Source organism: Marinobacter sp. S6332 (assembly GCF_023016045.1).
Lineage (GTDB): Bacteria > Pseudomonadota > Gammaproteobacteria > Pseudomonadales > Oleiphilaceae > Marinobacter.
The window spans coordinates 112,311-129,858 of record NZ_JALKAP010000006.1; the positions used below are offsets into that span (position 1 = coordinate 112,311).

Annotated in this window: 21 protein-coding genes; 7 read left to right on the forward strand and 14 right to left on the reverse strand. The window is 52.3% G+C overall.

Translation table 11 applies throughout. The annotated features are described in order from the left end of the window. Positions 1-14: 14 nt before the first annotated feature. The 9 genes from MWU62_RS10510 to pilB form a co-directional block, all read right to left on the reverse strand. Positions 15-575, reverse strand: a complete 561-nt coding sequence (locus MWU62_RS10510) for a YfaZ family outer membrane protein (protein ID WP_247114795.1) — start codon at positions 573-575, stop codon at positions 15-17. 169 nt (positions 576-744) lie between these two features. After that, positions 745-933, reverse strand: a complete 189-nt coding sequence (yacG, locus tag MWU62_RS10515; RefSeq protein WP_200365002.1) for a DNA gyrase inhibitor YacG — start codon at positions 931-933, stop codon at positions 745-747. After that, the gene (locus MWU62_RS10520) at positions 930-3,230 is read right to left on the reverse strand and encodes a response regulator (RefSeq protein WP_247114796.1); all 2,301 of its coding nucleotides are present in this window, start codon (positions 3,228-3,230) and stop codon (positions 930-932) included. Before MWU62_RS10520 ends, yacG begins: the two co-directional genes overlap by 4 nt. A 91-nt stretch (positions 3,231-3,321) precedes the next feature. Next, complete coding sequence (gene tsaA / locus MWU62_RS10525) at positions 3,322-4,065, reverse strand: tRNA (N6-threonylcarbamoyladenosine(37)-N6)-methyltransferase TrmO (protein ID WP_247114797.1); 744 nt, start codon at positions 4,063-4,065, stop codon at positions 3,322-3,324. 5 nt (positions 4,066-4,070) lie between these two features. After that, entirely contained in the window at positions 4,071-5,222 is a 1,152-nt protein-coding gene (locus MWU62_RS10530) for a hypothetical protein (protein ID WP_247114798.1), read from the reverse strand. Next, positions 5,194-5,805, reverse strand: a complete 612-nt coding sequence (gene coaE, locus MWU62_RS10535; protein ID WP_247114799.1) for a dephospho-CoA kinase — start codon at positions 5,803-5,805, stop codon at positions 5,194-5,196. Before coaE ends, MWU62_RS10530 begins: the two co-directional genes overlap by 29 nt. Continuing rightward, on the reverse strand, positions 5,802-6,677 hold the full coding sequence (locus MWU62_RS10540; RefSeq protein ID WP_247114800.1) for an A24 family peptidase: 876 nt from the start codon (positions 6,675-6,677) through the stop codon (positions 5,802-5,804). Before MWU62_RS10540 ends, coaE begins: the two co-directional genes overlap by 4 nt. 153 nt (positions 6,678-6,830) lie before the next feature. After that, on the reverse strand, positions 6,831-8,048 hold the full coding sequence (locus tag MWU62_RS10545) for a type II secretion system F family protein (protein ID WP_247114801.1): 1,218 nt from the start codon (positions 8,046-8,048) through the stop codon (positions 6,831-6,833). A gap of 2 nt (positions 8,049-8,050) precedes the next feature. Next, a complete protein-coding gene (gene pilB, locus MWU62_RS10550) occupies positions 8,051-9,766 on the reverse strand; it encodes a type IV-A pilus assembly ATPase PilB (RefSeq protein WP_247114802.1) in 1,716 nt (571 codons plus the stop codon). A 399-nt stretch (positions 9,767-10,165) separates the two neighbouring features. Here pilB and MWU62_RS10560 point away from each other — a divergent pair, with 399 nt between their 5' ends. Next, the gene (locus tag MWU62_RS10560) at positions 10,166-10,621 is read left to right on the forward strand and encodes a pilin (RefSeq protein WP_281494872.1); all 456 of its coding nucleotides are present in this window, start codon (positions 10,166-10,168) and stop codon (positions 10,619-10,621) included. Between the two features lie 698 nt (positions 10,622-11,319). On the opposite strand, the gene MWU62_RS10565 is transcribed toward MWU62_RS10560, so the two are convergent. Next, complete coding sequence (locus MWU62_RS10565; RefSeq protein WP_247114803.1) at positions 11,320-12,318, reverse strand: transposase; 999 nt, start codon at positions 12,316-12,318, stop codon at positions 11,320-11,322. 120 nt (positions 12,319-12,438) lie between these two features. Here MWU62_RS10565 and MWU62_RS10570 point away from each other — a divergent pair, with 120 nt between their 5' ends. The 3 genes from MWU62_RS10570 to MWU62_RS10580 all read left to right on the forward strand — a co-directional run bounded on the left by MWU62_RS10570 (position 12,439) and on the right by MWU62_RS10580 (position 13,856). Continuing rightward, positions 12,439-12,708, forward strand: a complete 270-nt coding sequence (locus MWU62_RS10570) for a BrnT family toxin (RefSeq protein ID WP_023011846.1) — start codon at positions 12,439-12,441, stop codon at positions 12,706-12,708. Then, a complete protein-coding gene (locus MWU62_RS10575) occupies positions 12,692-12,997 on the forward strand; it encodes a BrnA antitoxin family protein (RefSeq protein WP_247114804.1) in 306 nt (101 codons plus the stop codon). Before MWU62_RS10570 ends, MWU62_RS10575 begins: the two co-directional genes overlap by 17 nt. 157 nt (positions 12,998-13,154) lie before the next feature. After that, positions 13,155-13,856: a Fic family protein gene (locus MWU62_RS10580; RefSeq protein WP_247114805.1), complete on the forward strand. Its 702-nt coding sequence runs from the start codon at positions 13,155-13,157 to the stop codon at positions 13,854-13,856. 22 nt (positions 13,857-13,878) lie between these two features. Here MWU62_RS10580 and MWU62_RS10585 read toward each other — a convergent pair whose 3' ends face one another. Next, on the reverse strand, positions 13,879-14,160 hold the full coding sequence (locus MWU62_RS10585) for a pyrimidine/purine nucleoside phosphorylase (protein WP_247114971.1): 282 nt from the start codon (positions 14,158-14,160) through the stop codon (positions 13,879-13,881). Between the two features lie 244 nt (positions 14,161-14,404). On the opposite strand from MWU62_RS10585, the gene MWU62_RS10590 reads away from it, so the two are divergent. After that, positions 14,405-15,475: a transposase gene (locus MWU62_RS10590; RefSeq protein WP_247114806.1), complete on the forward strand. Its 1,071-nt coding sequence runs from the start codon at positions 14,405-14,407 to the stop codon at positions 15,473-15,475. A gap of 21 nt (positions 15,476-15,496) precedes the next feature. Here MWU62_RS10590 and MWU62_RS10595 read toward each other — a convergent pair whose 3' ends face one another. The 3 genes from MWU62_RS10595 to MWU62_RS10605 form a co-directional block, all read right to left on the reverse strand. After that, the gene (locus tag MWU62_RS10595) at positions 15,497-15,772 is read right to left on the reverse strand and encodes a type II toxin-antitoxin system RelE/ParE family toxin (RefSeq protein WP_247114807.1); all 276 of its coding nucleotides are present in this window, start codon (positions 15,770-15,772) and stop codon (positions 15,497-15,499) included. Beyond that, a complete protein-coding gene (locus MWU62_RS10600; protein WP_144822404.1) occupies positions 15,772-16,041 on the reverse strand; it encodes a ribbon-helix-helix domain-containing protein in 270 nt (89 codons plus the stop codon). Before MWU62_RS10600 ends, MWU62_RS10595 begins: the two co-directional genes overlap by 1 nt. 235 nt (positions 16,042-16,276) lie before the next feature. Beyond that, a complete protein-coding gene (locus tag MWU62_RS10605; protein ID WP_247114808.1) occupies positions 16,277-16,618 on the reverse strand; it encodes a type II toxin-antitoxin system HicB family antitoxin in 342 nt (113 codons plus the stop codon). Positions 16,619-17,034: 416 nt separating this feature from the next. Here MWU62_RS10605 and MWU62_RS10610 point away from each other — a divergent pair, with 416 nt between their 5' ends. Beyond that, positions 17,035-17,298 carry a BrnT family toxin gene (locus MWU62_RS10610; RefSeq protein ID WP_247114809.1) on the forward strand — a complete coding sequence of 88 codons (264 nt, stop codon included), beginning with the start codon at positions 17,035-17,037 and terminating at the stop codon, positions 17,296-17,298. Next, on the forward strand, positions 17,282-17,527 hold the full coding sequence (locus tag MWU62_RS10615) for a BrnA antitoxin family protein (protein WP_200364980.1): 246 nt from the start codon (positions 17,282-17,284) through the stop codon (positions 17,525-17,527). The genes MWU62_RS10610 and MWU62_RS10615 overlap by 17 nt, the downstream gene beginning before the upstream one ends. The last annotated feature ends 21 nt before the right edge of the window (positions 17,528-17,548 follow it).

The window sequence follows — 17,548 nt, forward strand, 5'->3', positions numbered from 1 at the left end:
GTGCAAAAGCAGTGTTAGAAGAAAATTGTCATACCAGCCATGACGCCTTCATCCAGATTTACATCAGGGTCGGATGGAAAGTCCAGTTCTGTGTTCAAGTAGCGGTAACCGGCAAAAACCTCTGCATTGCGAATAACCCGGTAGTTGGCGCGCAACTCAATGCTGGTCATATCAGCCGAGTCGCCAAACGAGAGAATGCTGGGCGCATAATGCAGGCTGCCCATAAACGATAGGCCCGGTGCTTTCGGGATATTCACAATCGCAAAACCGCCCAGCCCCACTGCGCCACCGTTAAACCTGTCTTGATCCCAAACAATGCCGCGCATGCCGATGCCAGCGGTTGTGGGTAGGTTGCCAAGAGCGGTGCGGCCTTGCGCGTGAAAGTCGATATTGCCAATGTGGCGGCTGCCTTCATGGTAGGTGTAGCCGGTACCCAGTTGCAGTTCGCTGTTGTTTCCGAAGTAGTTAACCTGTGCCTTTACGGACTCGTTGGTTAGGCTCAAGTTCAGGTCGCTGGCAAACGCTGGGGCAGCGGCTAAAGAAAGAACCAAAACGGAAACACGGGATACATTCATACTTTTACCTTGTTAATTGCAGTGCGAGTAATAAGCCGGAACTGCCGACAATAACGATAGATATAACGGTTTGAATGGTAACGGGCTACCTGCTGCACCACAACTTACAAGCGTGTAAGCCCATTACGGGGACGAGATAGAACGAAGACGGACCTTGGCCTGAGGAGGGTTAGTGGCGTGTTGTATCGCCGCCTTGATCCAGATCTTCGGGAGACGCTGTCTCTGCAGGAACCCGATATTCCTCATTGGCCCAAGCGCCGAAATCAATCAGCTTGCAACGCTCCGAGCAGAATGGGCGCCAAGGGTTGGTGTCTTTCCATTCCACGGATTTCTTGCAGGTAGGGCAGTTTACGTTCATTTCGAAGCTCCACGGGCGTATTGGTCCAGCACTGCCCGCAGCGTTTCAATGTTAACAGGCTTGGCAACAAAAGAGTCCATGCCTGCCCGGCGGCAGCGTTCTTCATCTTCTTCCATGGCGCTGGCTGTTAGCGCCACCACAGGCACTCTGGTGCGATTGTGGGTTGCTTCCCAAGCGCGGAGGCGCCGGGTTGCTTCAAAGCCGTCAACTTTGGGCATTATGCAGTCCATAAAAATAAGGTCAAATGCATGCAGCTGCCACAGGCTGTTTGCCGCCTCGCCGTCATTGGCCGTCATCACTTCACACCCAAGCTTCTCTAATAGCCTGCGGGTGAGGGTACGGTTTACCGGGTTGTCTTCTACCAACAACACCCTCATGCGGCGCAAATCCAGTTTCTGATGTTTGCCCGTTTCATGGGTAGCCTGGAGGGAAAACCGAGTACGGAAGCGCCGCTTATCCTTTGATAAATCTTCAAAAAGCTTGTTGAGAATAGGCGTTAGGCAAGACTCCCGCAGAGACTTGCTGAGAAACGCATCTGCACCCGCTTGGCGGAAGTGCTCGGCATCGCCGCGCTGGGGGTTTGAAGAGAGAATGAGAAGCCGTGTATCGGCCCACAGGGAGTTGTCTCGAACCTGCTTGCAAAGCAAATCACTGTCCATATCCGGCAAAAAGCCATCCAAAATGATGGCATCAAACGGCTCCTGATTGTCGAACGCCAAGCGTAACGATGTGAGAGCTTCCCCAGCGGACTTCACCGCCTCTATGTGAACCTCATGGCGCGACAGCATTTCCAGTGTGATTTTACGGGACAGCTCGTAGGAATCCGCCACAAGAACACGCTTACCCCGAATCATACGTGCATCCGGGCGCACCCTTGCTGTGCTCTCGGGTGCCGTCGGTAGGGTTAGCTCAACCCAAAACGTAGAGCCTTCCCCGGGCCGGCTTTCCACATCCAAAGAACCATTCATTAGAGTAACGAGTTGGCGGCAAATCGTTAGCCCCAGCCCGGCACCGGGAAGTTGGCGCTGAAATCTCTGGCCTAGCTGAACATAGGGCTCGTACACCAGCGGCACATCTTCCGGGTTGATACCAACCCCCGTATCTTCCACAGCCAAACGCAGGCGAACTTTATCGTCGCGCCGCCCCAGCACCTCAATGCTAATCAGCACATGCCCTGAATCTGTGAATTTAATCGCATTGGACACCAGGTTGATGAGCACCTGCCGAATGCGTACAGGATCGCCCCGCAAGGCCCAGGGTAGCTCTTCCTCAATGCGTAGTTCCAGTGCGAGCCCTTTTTCGCGGGCGCGCCCGCCGAGCATGTGCACCAAGTCGTTTAGAGTCTCCCGCAAGTCGAAGGGAATCTTCTCAAGCACCAGTTTTTGGGCTTCCATGCTGGATATGTCGAGAAGGTCGTTAATAATGGCAGAGAGGCTTTCAGAGGCGTTGAGCAGCGTGTGTACGTAGTCTCGTTGTTCCTGATCCAGCGGTGTGTCTGTCAGCAGATTGGCGTAGCCGAGCACTGACTGCAAAGGCGTGCGCAGCTCATGGCTCACATTGGCCAGAAATTGATTTTTCGCACGGTTGGCTTGAATAGCCTCATCGCGCTCACCCTGCGACTGCAGGGTGGCTTGCCGGAGTGAACGGGTGTCTTCAAGAATTTGCAGGCGCATTTTATTAAGCGCGTGCTCAAGCTCAGACAGCTCATCCGGGGTTCGGGGCGGTTTGCGCTTGAGTTGCAGTGGATCGACCAACGCGTCTAAATTAAGCTTGGCCGCGTAATCAGCCATCGATTCCAAGTGGCGGGAAAGCATAAGACGAACGATCACCACTAGCCCCAGAGTGCCCAACATCACCACAATCGACTGGAACAAAAGATTGATCAGCGCGCCATTGCGAAGGTCTGAATACACTTGTTCTACGGAAGAGGTGAGGGTTAGAGTGCCCACATCTTCCGGGCCTCGAAAGGCGGACCGGTTGAACACCAGCGGGAACGTTTGGGAAATAACCCGGCCTTCCGGGTAGCTGCCTGTGGTGAACTGCTCGCCGGTTGAGGTGACAACTCTGGCGTAATGAATGGCTTCTACGGCCCGCATGTCATCCAAGCTGTTGGCCACCTCGCTAAAATTCATCAGCCAGATATTATTGCTCATGGCCCCAGAAACTAGGCCAGCGGCGCGTTTTTGAGTCTCTTGAAGGTCTGATTTTCGGCGTTCGAACTCACCAATCATCTGCACGCCGGTGGCTACCAGCGAGATGATCAGGCTGAACAGCAATACGTATGCAAGCAGCCGCATTGCGAGCGGCCGAATACCCAAACGCGAGAAAAACCGGGTTGAAGGCAAGGCACAAATTCCCTGTGTCGACTGAAAAATCGTCAACGCGAGTTTAACAGACCGTCAGCACTTCGACACGCTTGTGTGAATCATCATTTACAAACCGAAACCTAACGTTCAAATCGTAAAGGTGTGCGCCGTATACCCGTTCCTCGTCGCGGCCCCGCCGGAACGACGGGCGAGGGTCGTAGCTCACCACATCGGTAATCAACAACTTCAAATCGGGGTAGTGCGTTTGCGAAAGCTCTGCAAGCTGGGCCTCTGCCTCTGGCAGAAACACAACGTCCAGCCTTTCTGTAGGTGCAGATTCGGCCCAACCAAGGCTCGCGTTGGGTATTGAGTCTGCAAACGGCAGGTAGGGTTTAATGTCTAGAATAGGTGTGCCATCAATCAGGTCGTGGTCGCTGATCTGTAGGGCCAGTTTGCCATTTTTGCGCACAAGCCCTTCGTTGCGCACCACAGATAGCCCCAAACTGTTCGGCCGAAAGGGGGACCGGCTGGCGAATACACCCATTTTTTGATTGCCACCAAGGCGAGGAGGTCGAACTACCGGCCGCCACTCTGCCCGCACAGCTTCGTGAAACTGAAAGATTAACCAAAGGTGGCTGGAAGTCTCCAAGCCCCGGAACGCATCCTCGCGATCATAGGGCGTTTGGATGACCAGATCTGCTCTGGCATAGCGGGTAAGCCCGGGTTGCCTTGGAACCCCGAACTTATCCTTAAAACAAGAGCGGGTGATGGCAATGGGGTTCAAAGCCAAGGCTTCTGCTGCTGGGATGGCATGGTGTCGGGGCATGGGCGTTAAAAATCTGGGTTAATGCTACCGGAAAAAAACATCTCGATACGAAAGAGTACCGAACCTTGGTCTTTAAAATTGCGTTCTCTAGGAAAAGTTAACGCCGGAATCAGCTCAGCGAACAACCAATCGCTGTGCAACCTGTAGCGCCAAGTGAGGTCAGCAAACGCTGAAGTGGTACGCCAGCTCGGCTGGCTTTCACCAAGAACACCCACCCGGGGCGTGATTATCGAGCGGTTACTAAGCCGCTTGCGAACACTAAAAATTTGCGCTGCCTCAAACTTTCTTTTGCGATGAACCCATTCCAGTTCAGCGCTGGACCTGAAAAACCAATCATTACCAACATTTCGGGCCGCACGGATCATAGAGCGGGCGCCCCAACCGTCTTGATGGTAATAGTAAAACCTCTGCTGGGCTCGCAGCCCCCAATCCTCATCCAGCTTCCAGCGCTTCTCTGCCGTTGCCCGCCAGAACGCGTCCGGTGGAAAACGTAAACGCGCACCCACGTCATTAGAGAGATTGATGGCATCGCCAATTTCCGAGATGTACCGCAAAGCACCGGTGGTTTGTGTTTCTGAACGGTCTGGCTCCGTAAGCTGGCGGTCGCGCTGGCGCTCTTCCAAAGGAATGAGCTCGTCGCTTTCACTTTCGATTACCAATCGCAATTTGCGCTTGGTTGTGGGTATATCCAGCCGGAACCGAACTTCCGGTTCGAATTGCGCCGGGTCGCCGTATTCGGACTCTGTAGCGAAGCCAACGCGCAAATAACTGTCGTTGGTTGGCAACCTGTGGGTTTCACCGGAAAGCGTCCTATCTGCCCACTGGCCAAGAGCCTGAACCTTTGGCCCTTGAATACGCTCTTGGCGCAAAATAAAGTTACTGAAATCCAGCCAATAAGAATCCTCAGGCTCAGCCCAATACTCGTCTGGATCAAACGTATAGAAAGCTAGGGGCAGCTTTTCGGGCAACAAGGTGCTTGAAATAGAGCGCTCCTGCATCTCAAACACCGGCTCCACGCCATAGCTGTTTGCACTGATTAAGAAGAGTAGGGTGGTTATTGGGCCAGCAAAAGTGAGGCCGATACCGTTCCTGATGCTGCTCTTCATAACACGCACGAAGTAATGCCGATCAACCAAAGTCCACCATGAATGCTTCATGTAATGCACGAACCTCGGCTGCAACCTTGTTGGAAGGTTGGTTATTATTAATGACAACATCTGCACGGGCAAGCCGTTGCTCGCGGGGCATCTGAGCGGCAATAATGCGCTCCACCTGCTCCCGGGAGTTGGTATCACGCCCCATAGTGCGCTGTATCTGCACCTCCACTGGCACATCCACTACCAGCACCTGCCTTACCAGATTATGTTGGTCGGTTTCTAACAGTAGAGGCGATACTAGAAGAACATAAGGTAACTTATAGGCTTGCGGATGGAGTTGGCGAATCAACTCCTCGCGGATAATCGGATGCAACAGACCTTCCAACCACACACGCTGCTCTGGCTGCTCAAACACGATTTGCCGCAGGTGGGCTCTATCCAAACTGCCCTTATCCGTAAGAATGCCTGCCCCGAAGTGCTCGGCAATAGCGGCCAGCGCCGGAGTGCCCGGTTCAACTACCTCGCGGGCCACATCGTCTGCATCTACCCAGTGCACTCCCAAGCTGCCGAACTGCCGCGCAACCGTAGATTTGCCGGAACCAATGCCCCCTGTTAGCCCTATAACCACCGGTTCATCCGTCATGCTCCCAGCAGCCCGAACCAAAGCGCTTGAATTTCCGCGCCGAACCACAAACACAGCAACCCAGCTGCCGCCAAGTAAGGCCCAAACGGAATCGGCACTTCGCGCCCGTGCTTTTTAAAGATCATTAAACTGATACCCACCACCGCACCCACGAGGGATGACAGCAAGATAATCGCGGGCAGCAACTCCCAGCCCAACCAAGCGCCCAATGCGGCAAGCAACTTGAAATCCCCGTGCCCCATGCCTTCTTTGCCGGTGGCCAGCTTAAATAGCCAATAAACAGACCAAAGGGAAAGGTAGCCAATTACCGCGCCCCAAAACGCACTGGTGAACTCACCAAGAAAACCAAAATAGCTCAAAATCAACCCCAGCCACATCAAGGGCAGGGTAATGCTGTCTGGCAATAACTGAGTATCGAAATCAATCACCGTAAGCGCAACCAACGCCCACACCAGTAGCAGCGCCCACAAAGCAGTGACCGAAGGGCCAAGGATCACAATCGTCAACACCGAAAATAGCGCCGTAACTGCTTCTATGGCCGGGTAACGAATAGAAATGTGCGACTTACAACCGCTGCACTTACCACCAAGAAGTAGGTAGCTGACAACCGGAATGTTCTCCCAAGCGCGAATCTTATGTCCGCAAGAAGGGCAGGTAGAGGCAGGGCTGGAAAGCGTAACCCGGTCTTCCTGCTTGCGTTCACCCTCGGCCACCTCCAAAAAGGCTTCGCACTGGCAGCGCCATTCTTGCTGCATCATCTTCGGCAGGCGAAGAATCACTACATTCAAAAAGCTACCGATGCACAGAGAAACGAAAGTGACAACAAAGTACAAAAGCCAAGGTGTCGAGAGGAGGATATCTAAGGTAGCCATTCAAAAGCTCAAACGTTGCAGTTTTAAAGCCCCTCTCCCCTCGCGGGAGAGGGGTTGGGGAGAGGGGGTGTCTTTCAAACTCCCCTCTCCCCCTGCGGGAGAGGGGCCGGGGCGGTCCGACGTATCGGAGAGGGGGGAAGGCCCAACCTCCCCCTAAACAACCTGCCCCATCTGAAATATCGGCAAGTACATGGCAATAATCAATCCACCCACAAGCACACCCAACACAGCCATAATCATCGGCTCCATCAGTGCAGTCAGGTTATCCACCATGTCATCAACCACAGCCTCATAATGCACAGCCACTTTCTCAAGCATTTCATCCAAATTACCAGATTCCTCACCAATAGCCGTTAACTGCACAGCCATCACCGGAAATACATCTTGCTGGCGCATGGAGGCCTGCAACTGAGTACCGCTAGAAACATCGTTCTTAATACGGTCAATCGCATCTCGATAAACCGCATTGCCCGTGGCGCCCGCTACGGAATCCAGAGCATCAACCAGCGGAACACCTGCCGCAAAGGTAGTAGAGAGAACGCGCCCGAACTTGGCAACAGCAGACTTGTCCAGAATTTCGCCAACCACAGGTAGTTTAAGAACATATTTGTCAACAATGTCTGAGAATTTAAGTGAGCGGCGCTTGGCTTCTTTAAATAGGTAAATGCTACCCACAATTCCTAAGAGCACGACAAACCACCAGGACTGCATCCAGTCAGAAAGCCGCACAACCATCTGAGTGAACACAGGAAGCTCTGCGCCAAAGCCGGAGAATAGGGCTTCGAATTGAGGAACAACTTTTACCAAGAGAATAGCGGTAACTATAATGGCTACGACTATAATGGCGGCCGGGTAAGTCATCGCTTTTTTGACTTTTTTCTTCAATAACTCTGTTTTCTCGAGATAGAGAGCGATGCGGTCAAGCATTTGCTCCAGCGCGCCAGCTTTCTCACCGGAGTCCACCAAATTGCAGTAGAGATTATCAAAATATTTCGGGTGCTTGCGGAGAGACCCAGCAAAACTGGTGCCGGAGGAAATGTCATTCCGAATAGACATTACTAATTCTTGCAGTCCTTTGTTCTCAAGACCATCAGCAACTATGTCAAAGCTCTGAACCAAAGGCACGCCAGCCTTCATCATCGTCGCAAGTTGGCGGGTGAGCATGGCAATATCGAAGGGCGTGATCTTCTTGTTGCCACCAAACAAAGGCTTGGGTTTTTTCTTAACCTTATCCGGAATTATCCCCTGTTTACGGAGCTGGGCCTTTGCTAAAGCCAAGCTAGCACCTGCAAGCTCACCCTTTGCTTTGTTGCCTTTTCGGTCTTTGCCTTCCCAAATGTACGATTCAAGCTTTTGCGTTTTCTCTGACATGCTTAATCCTTGGTCACACGGTTGGCTTCCTCAAGGCTAGTTACACCTTCAATCACCTTCAAAAGTGCTGACTGGCGCAAATTCCGGAAGCCCTCGGCCTCAGCCTGCTTTGCAATTTTAATAGAGCTGGCTTCTTCCATAATCATACTGGCCAGCTGCTCCGTAATCTTAACCACCTCGTAAATCCCGACGCGGCCTTTATACCCACCATTGCATTTATCACAGCCTTTAGGTCGGTACAACGTGAAGCCTGTATCAATTTGTTCCTGTGAGAACCCTTCGGTCAAAAGGACGTCTTTTGGAATATCGCTGGGTTGCCTGCAGGCACTGCAAAGTCTTCGGCCCAGACGCTGAGCAATAATCAAGCTTACAGACGTTGCTATGTTGAAAGCCGGCACGCCCATATTCATCATTCGCGTGAGGGTTTCTGCTGCGCTATTAGTGTGCAGTGTGGACAGAACCAAGTGGCCGGTTTGAGCAGCTTTAATGGCGATGTTGGCGGTTTCAAGGTCACGAATCTCACCCACCATGATCACATCTGGATCTTGCCGTAGGAAAGCACGCAGTGCTTCAGCAAAGCCCAGCCCGACCCGGTTATTAACGTTAACTTGGTTAATGCCTTCCAAGTTAATCTCTGCCGGATCTTCCGCCGTCGAGATATTGATATCCGCCGTGTTAAGAATGTTAAGGCCGGTGTAGAGAGAGACTGTTTTACCTGAGCCTGTTGGGCCAGTAACCAAAATCATACCTTGAGGCTGTTGTAGTGCATCCATGTACAGCTTTTTCTGGTCATCTTCATAGCCTAGCGCATCAATGCCCAGCTTCGCCTGACTGGGGTCAAGAATCCGCAATACGATCTTCTCACCCCAAAGAGTCGGGAGCGTGTTCACCCGAAAATCAATCGCCTTGGTTTTGGATAGCTTCATTTTTATGCGGCCATCCTGAGGAACCCGGCGCTCCGATATGTCCAGCTGCGCCATGATCTTAACGCGAGCGGAAATCTTGGGTGCTAGCTTTATAGAAGGTTGTGACATTTCTTTCAAAATGCCATCCGTTCGATAGCGCACCCTGTAGGTTTTTTCGTAAGGTTCGAAGTGCACATCTGAAGCGCCAATGCGTATGGCATCCAAAAGCATTTTGTTTACATATTTAACAATGGGGGCGTCATCAACATCGCTTTTTGCGGAAACGCTGTCGTCATCTTGGTCTCCCCCTTCCGTCTCGACGCCTTCTAAATCAGCGTCGTCTAGATCACCCATAGTGGTGTCTTGGGACTCTAAATACTTATCGATAGCATCCCGAAGCTTTGCGTCATCCACTAAAATGGCGTCTGTGCTCAAGCCGGTATTAAACTTTATTTCGTCCAGCGCTTGGATGTTGGTTGGGTCGGATACCGCAATAAAAAGACGGTTTCCTCGTTTGTAAAGAGGAAGAGCGTTGTGCTTACGCACCAGCTTATCGTCAACTACGCCTTCCGGCATCATCTCAGGAAGAAAGGACGATAGGTCTAAAACTGATACCCCAAACTCCATAGCTGCCGAAAACGCGAGCTTTGCACTATCTGCCAGTTTGTTCTGGGTGAGGTAGGTAATCAGCGGAATGCGGTTCTGAGATGCTTGTAAAAAGGCATCCTTAGCGGCTGCTTCATCAATAAGCCCGTCATCTACAAAACGCCGGGCTAGGCCGGTTAGCGTGATATTGCTTTTGTTAGTAGCCATAAATTGTATAAAAAGTGCTGCCTAAGTGATTGAAAAAAAATTGAAGAATTGCATAGAGTTTAGATGGCTGGCGCGGGTTTGGAAAGGGATTGGGCAGCTCATCATTCGTTAAGTTGGCGGCAAAGTTGGTTGTCCTGACGCTGGTGAGTGACAAAAAACGTCACTGAGTGACGAGGCGAGTCCGGAGCTGCCTCGTTAGCATATGTCGGTTTTAGCATCAGGAAACGACTTAGTGATTGATAAAGGTGACTTTTTGCTTGGTTTTGATTTTTGGCATGTAAGCTGCTTTGCTAAACGTAGGCTCATGAAAACCGGTTGCGGGGCAAAGCTCCACCGGCCCCGGGCCATTTTGAGTTAATAAACGACACTGCAGAGGTCTATATTATGAAAAAAATGCAAATGAATCAGGCTCAACAGGGCTTCACGCTTATCGAACTGATGATCGTTGTGGCGATTATTGGTATTTTGGCGGCTGTGGCTATTCCTGCTTATCAGGATTATACCGTGCGTGCGAAGATGTCTGAGGCAATTGGTTTGGCTTCTAATGCTAAAACCACTGTCTCCGAATACATCATTACTGTAGGTGCATTGCCTGCCGATGCTGCGGAAGCTGGCTTCACGGATACTATTGGTGGGGCTGTTGTGAATACCATTACTTGGGATCAAACTAATTCGGCACTGATTATCGCTCTTGCTTCTACCTTTACGGACGGTGACCTGTCCGGCGGTGAAGAGTTCGCGTTAGAAGTGACATCCTCCCTAGGCGACGCTAGCGTGACGTGGGATTGCAATGTCAGTAACTCTGGTGTGACAACCGCTGTGCCGCAGAAGTACCTCCCAGCAAACTGCCGGTAAAATATGAATCGCAGTTTGACTTGATAGTAAAGGTCCGACGGTAGCCCGTCGGACCTTTTTTGGGTTTCTGTCGACCTTAGATCGTGCCGGCTGATAAAGGGTCTGTTTCGAGTTTTTGGGGGGGGGGCATTATAAGTCCCAGCCCCTCAAGCAACTCATCACATTTCAGCATCTAATCTAAGCAGCTGATTCCGGACCCTTTTGCATATCGCCTCAGCCGCCACTGGCCTACCGTGGGTACTATATCCTATCCGGGTGCCATTTTCCGTGTTGCTTGGATGAGGTGCGAATTTGGGGTGGCGCTGTCGTGACTTGACGCTTAACGTCCAGCGTCAGAGTGACCATGGACAGGCACTAGCCTGACCCACCATGGACAGGCACTAGCCTGACCAGATCCCCAAAGGCCCGGCGGTTTCGACCCCGGGCCTTTGTCGTTCCTGGCTTTCGATTTGCTGCGTCTAATTCGGGGTTATCAATGATCATGGACAGGCACTAGCCTGACCAGATCCCCAAAGGCCCGGCGGTTTCGACCCCGGGCCTTTGTTGTTTCTGGTTTTTGATTTGCTGCGTCTAATTCGGGGTTATGACAAAACGGCGGCGGCATTCCACCGTGAATTCTGGAAATCCCCCGATTTCAGGCGAGCGAAATTCTCGGCGGGAACACCGATAAAGGGATTGGAGTAATTGGGGGTGGCTGTCTAAGCCGCTTGTCGTCGCCGTCCAGGATTCCGGTAATCCTGATAGCTATCTTCAAACGCGGTCGCCCGGTGGCACCATCGTTCCGGGTCCAGATTCAGCCGTTCCAGAATCGGTAGCGCCTTCTCATCAATAGCGCCCCGTTTGTCACTCCGGCTGATCCGCCCGGTGCAATCTACCAGTTCCAGGTAATCTTCAAAGCTGAACAGGATGCCTCGCTGGAAGCCGTTTCGAATGACGCCTTCAAAACCCAGTAGTGGTTTTAACGGTACCGAAAACTCATTCAGCGCCTGCTGTTCTGTTTGCCGGGCAATGGCTTCTGCCAGATCAAAGGTGGGATGAATTCGCTCCTTGATGCTGGTGTGTTCGGAGGTTTCTGGCGTCTCCGCCATGGCAGCGCGGATTGGGTTCAGATCGACGTAGACCATGCAGGAGAGAAGGGCCTCCTCGGTATCCAGAGCCTGGGATTTGAATCTGCTTTCCCAGAAATGGCCGGTGCACTCATCTTCCCGGTTGGCCTGCCTCGCAATTGGCTCATTCAGGCATTTCATAAACCAGCTCAAGTCCGCCAACCGTTGCCGGAAGGTTTCCACGTACGCCTCCACTCGCCGAAGCTCTGCAGCACACAACTCGTCGCCCCGATGATAACGCTGAACCAGTGGCGGCCCTTTGTAAAGGCTGCACCAGCGCGCCAGCACCTCATCCATACTCCAGGGTTCCACCTCATCCGGGCTGAGCTTCACCACCAGGTGGTAGTGATTCGACATCACCGCATAAGCGGCAACATCTACCGCGAACACAGATGCCAGAAGCCGGATTCGCTCTTCAATCCAGCCCCGCCGGTGCTCATAACAGCGCCCGGTGGCGCGGTCCTGCCCGCACAGGAATGTGCGGCGCACGCAGCGTGAGATCACGTGGTAGAAGGGGGTGTCTGAAACGCTGACCAGTTCTGCTCTGGCTTTGGGCATGGTGGGGTCCTTGTCTTCCGTGACTGTTGACATGCTCATATCATGCATCAATAATTCGGATCTGTATAGATGTACAGTATTTTGGTGTTTTAGTGTGCTTCCCTTATTTCTGCTATTTCTCAAACTCTATTTTTGTATGTACAATAAATCCAGATGAATATTGAATTCGATCCAAGGAAGGATGAGAAGAACACTGAAAAGCACGGTGTTTCGTTAGCTGATGCCGCCAGGCTCGAATGGGATTGGGTGTGGGCTATGGAGGATTTTCGTAATGATTATGGCGAGCGCCGAATGATTGGGTATGGCCCCATAGGCGATCGTGTCTACTGTGTTGTTTACACAGAGCGAAAAGGCATCCGCCGCATAATCAGTCTTCGAAAGGCAAATCGTCGGGAGGTGAGGCTTTATGCAGACAAAATCTAAATCAGGTCGGAAGTTTACACTGCCTTCGAGCGATGAAGAGTCAGGCATTAACGAGGGGATTGCACAAGACGCAGATACACGCGAGCTCACGGAAGAAGAGTTCCGCCGGTTGCGTCCGGTTGGTCGGCCAAAGGCAGAGGTTACGAAGGAGCGGATAACTATCAGACTTTCACCGGAGGTCGTTGAGCAGTTTCGCGCCACAGGCAGCGGCTGGCAAACCCGAATGGACAAGGCGCTTCAGGAGTATCTGAGAACCCACAGTCAGTCCGATATTGAGAGGTTGGGATAATGCACAACAATCGAGGGAATCTACTAAAGATCATGTAAAGATCATGGACAGGCACCAGTGTCCTCCATAGCAAGTGTAAACTCAGCTTTTAACGCCCGGTATGGTAAATTGGCAGTCTTGAAAACAACTGACAGTTGCACCGCCAACCGGAGCCGCAATGCCCACCGCCACAGACAACCACTGGTCAATGCCACCCAACCCCGAAAAAGCACTTATGCTTGCACAACGTGCGGTGTCGGTATTTGTTTACGATGCAGTGCGCCTGGAGGGCATCAACTTCACGTTGCCGGAGGTGCAAACCTTGCTACAGGGTGTCACAGTGGGTGGGCACCGGCTGAGCGATCAGCAAATCGCGGTTAATCAGGGCGAGGCCTGGAAGCTGCTGTTTCAGATGATCCGGGAAAGGATCTTCAGTTTATCGGCCGATTGCGCGATGGCTCTGCATGCGGTTGCTGCAAGGGAAGAAGCGTTGGAGTGGGGCTGTTTTCGCAGTGGCTCCGTACTGATTGCCGGCACTGATTACGAGCCGCCTGCTGCCAGCGAACTTCCAGCACGTTTTGACCGCATGATCGATGACCTACAACACATGGATGATGTTTACGATCAGGCTGTCCACCTGTTCCTGACCATGGCCCGTTGCCAGTTTTTCTACGATGTAAACAAACGCATGGGGCGTTTTATGATGAACGGCCACCTGCTGAGCAACGGCTATCCTGCCATCAATATCCCGGCTTCACGCCAACTCGAGTTCAATGAACTTATGCTCCGCTTTTACGAGTCCGGCGATCAGTGTGAAATGAATGCATTCGTGCGTAGCTGCATGGACGAACGGGTCGTTCGTATTATGAAAGAAGAGTAGGCGGGTCAGACCCCCGGCGAGCTTACTCGTAAGTGCAGAAGTAAGCCGTATCCAACTCAGTCTTCACCTTAAAACTGGTATTCGCGGCCACCTCAAAAGCCTTTCCGGCATCGTATCGAACCCAGCTCTCACTGCCCGGCAGCTGCACAGTCAGCGCGCCACTGACAACCGTCATCACTTCCTTTTGGCTGGTACCGAACTCATACTCACCCGGGCTGATGACGCCCACGGTGGCAGGTAGTGTCTCGCCCTGGAAGGCGATGGATTTTACTTTGCCGTCGAAGTACTCATTTACACTCAGCATCATGTGAGGCCATGGACAGGCACTCGAAGCTGATCATGACAACGGGTCATTAGTTGTAACGGCTTGCATTCCATCGCGGCGGGTTCAGGCTTTCTGCAAATATCGGTTGCCGCGATGGCCTGAGATCCTTATCACCATGCGCGTAAGACTCCTTCCAAATGCCCGGTAGGGATTTGGTGGGAGATACAAGCGCGGCCTCGATAGAGGCCTTGTCTAATAAAAAACACTGTGCAAATATACAGGTATGGCTGAATTCACGAAAACCCTCAAAGTCCGAGTTCGCGACAAACACGCGAAAGGGCTGCGCTGTCAGGCAGCAGCGGTGAACTTTGTGTGGAATTTTGTGAACGAGCTCAGCCATCGAAGCATTCGGGAGCGAAACACCTTTCTGTCGGCGTATGACCTGCACCCCTACACCAAAGGAGCGGGGAAGCTTCTGGGTTTGCATAGTCAGACTCTTCAGGTCGTTGCTCAGGAGTACGTCACCCGCAGTAAACAATTTCGCAAAAGCCGGTTGGCGTGGCGCAAAACCCACGGCGTTCGCCGCTCCCTCGGCTGGGTGCCGGTGAACACCGGCGCGGCCCAGTGGAAAAACGGACAGGTGTTTTTCAACGGTCAGCACTACCAGGTTTGGGACAGCTATGGGCTTTCCCAGTATCGGTTCCGATCCGGATGTTTTGTCGAAGACGCCCGTGGCCGATGGTATTTTTGCGTTGTCGTAACGGTGAAGCCTGACAAGCGGTGCGGCACCGGCAGCGTCGGTGTTGATCTCGGCCTAAAAACCACCGCCACACCCAGCACCGGCGAGCCGCTGGAAGCGGGTCGCTTCTACCGAGATCAGGAGCGAAAGCTGGGCATCGCCCAACGTGCTCGGAACAAGCGGAGAGTGCAGGCCATCCACGCCAAGATCCGCAATCGGCGTCACGATGCCCTGCACAAATTCAGCCGGGAACTGGTGGACCGAAACGCCCTGATCGTCGTGGGCAACGTGTCCAGCTCCGGGCTTGCAAAAACCAACATGGCCAAGTCGGTGCTCGACGCCGGATGGTCAACATTGAAAACGCTGCTGGCATACAAATGCGAATTCGCAGGCAGCGTTTTCCTGGAAATCAATGAAGCCTACACCACCCAAACCTGCTCGTGTTGCGGAGCACTCTCCGATAACAGTCCGAAAGGTAGAGCGGGTTTGCGAATAAGAGAATGGATCTGTGAGTGCGGTGTCGCTCACGACCGCGATATCAACGCGGCCAGGAACATTCTCGCGCTCGGACATGAGCGTCTAGCAGTAGGAATCCCCCTCCAAAAAGCCGGTTAAGGCGTTTGGTGGGGGAGGATGTCAACGCTTCTCCCGTGTGTGCCACAGTCGCAGAACATAAATCATCTCGCCCGCAATCTCATACCGGATTTCGTACTGGTCAATGAGGATACGCCGCACCTCGCGCGGCTCGAATAGGAATAGCTGCTCGCCGACGCGCGGGTTGCTCAACAGCAGCGTTGGCGCCTTGGTCAGCGCTTGGATCGTGCGTGCGGCCGCCGCAGGATTCACTGGCGCCAGGAACTCGTAAAGCCGTTCCAGGTCGAAGAGCGCCTTGCTGGTCCACTTCAATTCCATCAACGTGGCGCCGATAAGGGCGCATCGGTACCGAGACTGTCCGCCCAGGCCTGTATCGCCTGGTGGTTGATGACCTGGCCAGCATCCACGTCGGCCAGCGCTTCTAGAGTCAGGCGATCGCGCTCTTCCTCCTGAACTATCCAGGAGGAAAGCGCCTGCTTCATGATCCAGCCGCGCGAGCGCTCAAGACGGTGGGCCAACTGGTCCACCTTCTCGGCCAGCGGGACGGGGACGTGTGCGGTCAGCACACGGGTTTCGGCTTTGGCCATGGACAATCTCCTTACCTGAAATGATTGCCTTCAATCATAATGATTAATATTAAATCACGCAATCAGGAGAAAATTATCAGGGACGCATGGTCATGGACAAAAATAATCATGGACAGGCGCGGCTTAGCCTGACTTGATTCCCAAAGGCCCGGAGGATTTCGATCCCTCGGGCTTTTTCATTTTCGCTACCGCTGAGCAAAGCGGAGCGTCATACGCGTCTGTCTTTCGTCGCTTGTTAAGGTCTGCGCTCGATAGAGCCTGAAAGAGCTTCAACTACCCATTGGTTTATGCTCTTGCCCTCTGATGCCGCAGCAACAACGAGATTCTCATGCAGGTCAGAGCTTAAGCGAACATTAAACTTACCTGAGTAGTGTTTTTTTGGCTCCACGCCATCTTTTTTGCACATATCAAGAAACATTGCTAAAGAAATTTCACCTTCTTTATGCAACCCTTCTATATCTGTGGCATAAAAGTCAGCTCCGCCGTTTAGATTGATAAACTCACCCCGAAACATTTCTATTTCAGGATCATAAGTGATAACTGCTTGATGGCCGTTAAAATTCATTAAATTAATCATGGTTTTACCCCGTTTATATCTAACCACCGACGAATACTGCTGACCGCTCCTTTATCTGTATCAGGGGACGGGTGTGGTCGGTGAAATACTCTTCTTTCTCCAAACAACCTAATTCCAACTCGAGAGCCTTCACCCTCTTCGAGAGTGCCCCCAAGCTCGCGAAGTAGGGCTTCAATATCTTTCCATTTAATACTGCCACTCACTGGTCGTGCAAAAATGAGTTCAAGTGTTTTTTGGTGTTTTCGTTTCATAGAGGTATTTTAGTACCACTTTATAGTACTGTCAATTCTGTCAGTTGAATGTCGAATGTCGAATGTCGAATGTCATGGACAGGCACGTCTTAGTCTTGGGCACGTCTCAGTCTTGGACGCGTCTTAGTCTTGTGATAAATAGTTTTTGTTACTACAATATTTCCCATGAAAATCGAATTTGATAACGCCAAGAACGAGCGCAACATAAAATTGAGGGGACTCAGCTTCGAGTTGGCAGCAAAGTTCGATTTCGACGGAGCGATTGAAGTAGAGCAGGTGGTAAGTGGCGAGCAACGCTACTTTGCGCTCGGTCACATAGGCCCCCGCCTTTACGCTCTGGTTTATACGCTACGCACGGACTTTGTTCGTGTGATCAGCCTGCGCAAAGCCAATAAACGCGAGGTGCGACGCTATGAGCAATTCAACTGATCCAGAAATGACAGATAGAGACAATCCAGAGTGGTCTGATGCTATGTTTGCCAAAGCAAAGCGAGGCACGGCAGCCCGACGGGCAGGGCGACCAAAGTCGAAATCCCCCAAACAGTCCACCACGCTGCGAATTGATGAAGACGTTATCGAATTTTTCAAAAGTGGCGGCAGTGGCTGGCAGACCAGAATGAACGAAGCTTTGCGGCAATATGTGTCGGAGCACAGTTGAATAACGATCATGGACAGGCAC

Coding starts and splice junctions, on each gene's coding strand:
- MWU62_RS10510 (WP_247114795.1), bottom strand. CDS start 575: ATGAATGTATCCCGTGTTTCCGTTTTGGTTCTTTCTTTAGCCGCTGCC.
- yacG (WP_200365002.1), bottom strand. CDS start 933: ATGAACGTAAACTGCCCTACCTGCAAGAAATCCGTGGAATGGAAAGAC.
- MWU62_RS10520 (WP_247114796.1), bottom strand. CDS start 3,230: ATGCGGCTGCTTGCATACGTATTGCTGTTCAGCCTGATCATCTCGCTG.
- tsaA (WP_247114797.1), bottom strand. CDS start 4,065: ATGCCCCGACACCATGCCATCCCAGCAGCAGAAGCCTTGGCTTTGAAC.
- MWU62_RS10530 (WP_247114798.1), bottom strand. CDS start 5,222: ATGAAGCATTCATGGTGGACTTTGGTTGATCGGCATTACTTCGTGCGT.
- coaE (WP_247114799.1), bottom strand. CDS start 5,805: ATGACGGATGAACCGGTGGTTATAGGGCTAACAGGGGGCATTGGTTCC.
- MWU62_RS10540 (WP_247114800.1), bottom strand. CDS start 6,677: ATGGCTACCTTAGATATCCTCCTCTCGACACCTTGGCTTTTGTACTTT.
- MWU62_RS10545 (WP_247114801.1), bottom strand. CDS start 8,048: ATGTCAGAGAAAACGCAAAAGCTTGAATCGTACATTTGGGAAGGCAAA.
- pilB (WP_247114802.1), bottom strand. CDS start 9,766: ATGGCTACTAACAAAAGCAATATCACGCTAACCGGCCTAGCCCGGCGT.
- MWU62_RS10560 (WP_281494872.1), top strand. CDS start 10,166: ATGAATCAGGCTCAACAGGGCTTCACGCTTATCGAACTGATGATCGTT.
- MWU62_RS10565 (WP_247114803.1), bottom strand. CDS start 12,318: ATGTCAACAGTCACGGAAGACAAGGACCCCACCATGCCCAAAGCCAGA.
- MWU62_RS10570 (WP_023011846.1), top strand. CDS start 12,439: ATGAATATTGAATTCGATCCAAGGAAGGATGAGAAGAACACTGAAAAG.
- MWU62_RS10575 (WP_247114804.1), top strand. CDS start 12,692: ATGCAGACAAAATCTAAATCAGGTCGGAAGTTTACACTGCCTTCGAGC.
- MWU62_RS10580 (WP_247114805.1), top strand. CDS start 13,155: ATGCCCACCGCCACAGACAACCACTGGTCAATGCCACCCAACCCCGAA.
- MWU62_RS10585 (WP_247114971.1), bottom strand. CDS start 14,160: ATGCTGAGTGTAAATGAGTACTTCGACGGCAAAGTAAAATCCATCGCC.
- MWU62_RS10590 (WP_247114806.1), top strand. CDS start 14,405: ATGGCTGAATTCACGAAAACCCTCAAAGTCCGAGTTCGCGACAAACAC.
- MWU62_RS10595 (WP_247114807.1), bottom strand. CDS start 15,772: ATGGAATTGAAGTGGACCAGCAAGGCGCTCTTCGACCTGGAACGGCTT.
- MWU62_RS10600 (WP_144822404.1), bottom strand. CDS start 16,041: ATGGCCAAAGCCGAAACCCGTGTGCTGACCGCACACGTCCCCGTCCCG.
- MWU62_RS10605 (WP_247114808.1), bottom strand. CDS start 16,618: ATGATTAATTTAATGAATTTTAACGGCCATCAAGCAGTTATCACTTAT.
- MWU62_RS10610 (WP_247114809.1), top strand. CDS start 17,035: ATGAAAATCGAATTTGATAACGCCAAGAACGAGCGCAACATAAAATTG.
- MWU62_RS10615 (WP_200364980.1), top strand. CDS start 17,282: ATGAGCAATTCAACTGATCCAGAAATGACAGATAGAGACAATCCAGAG.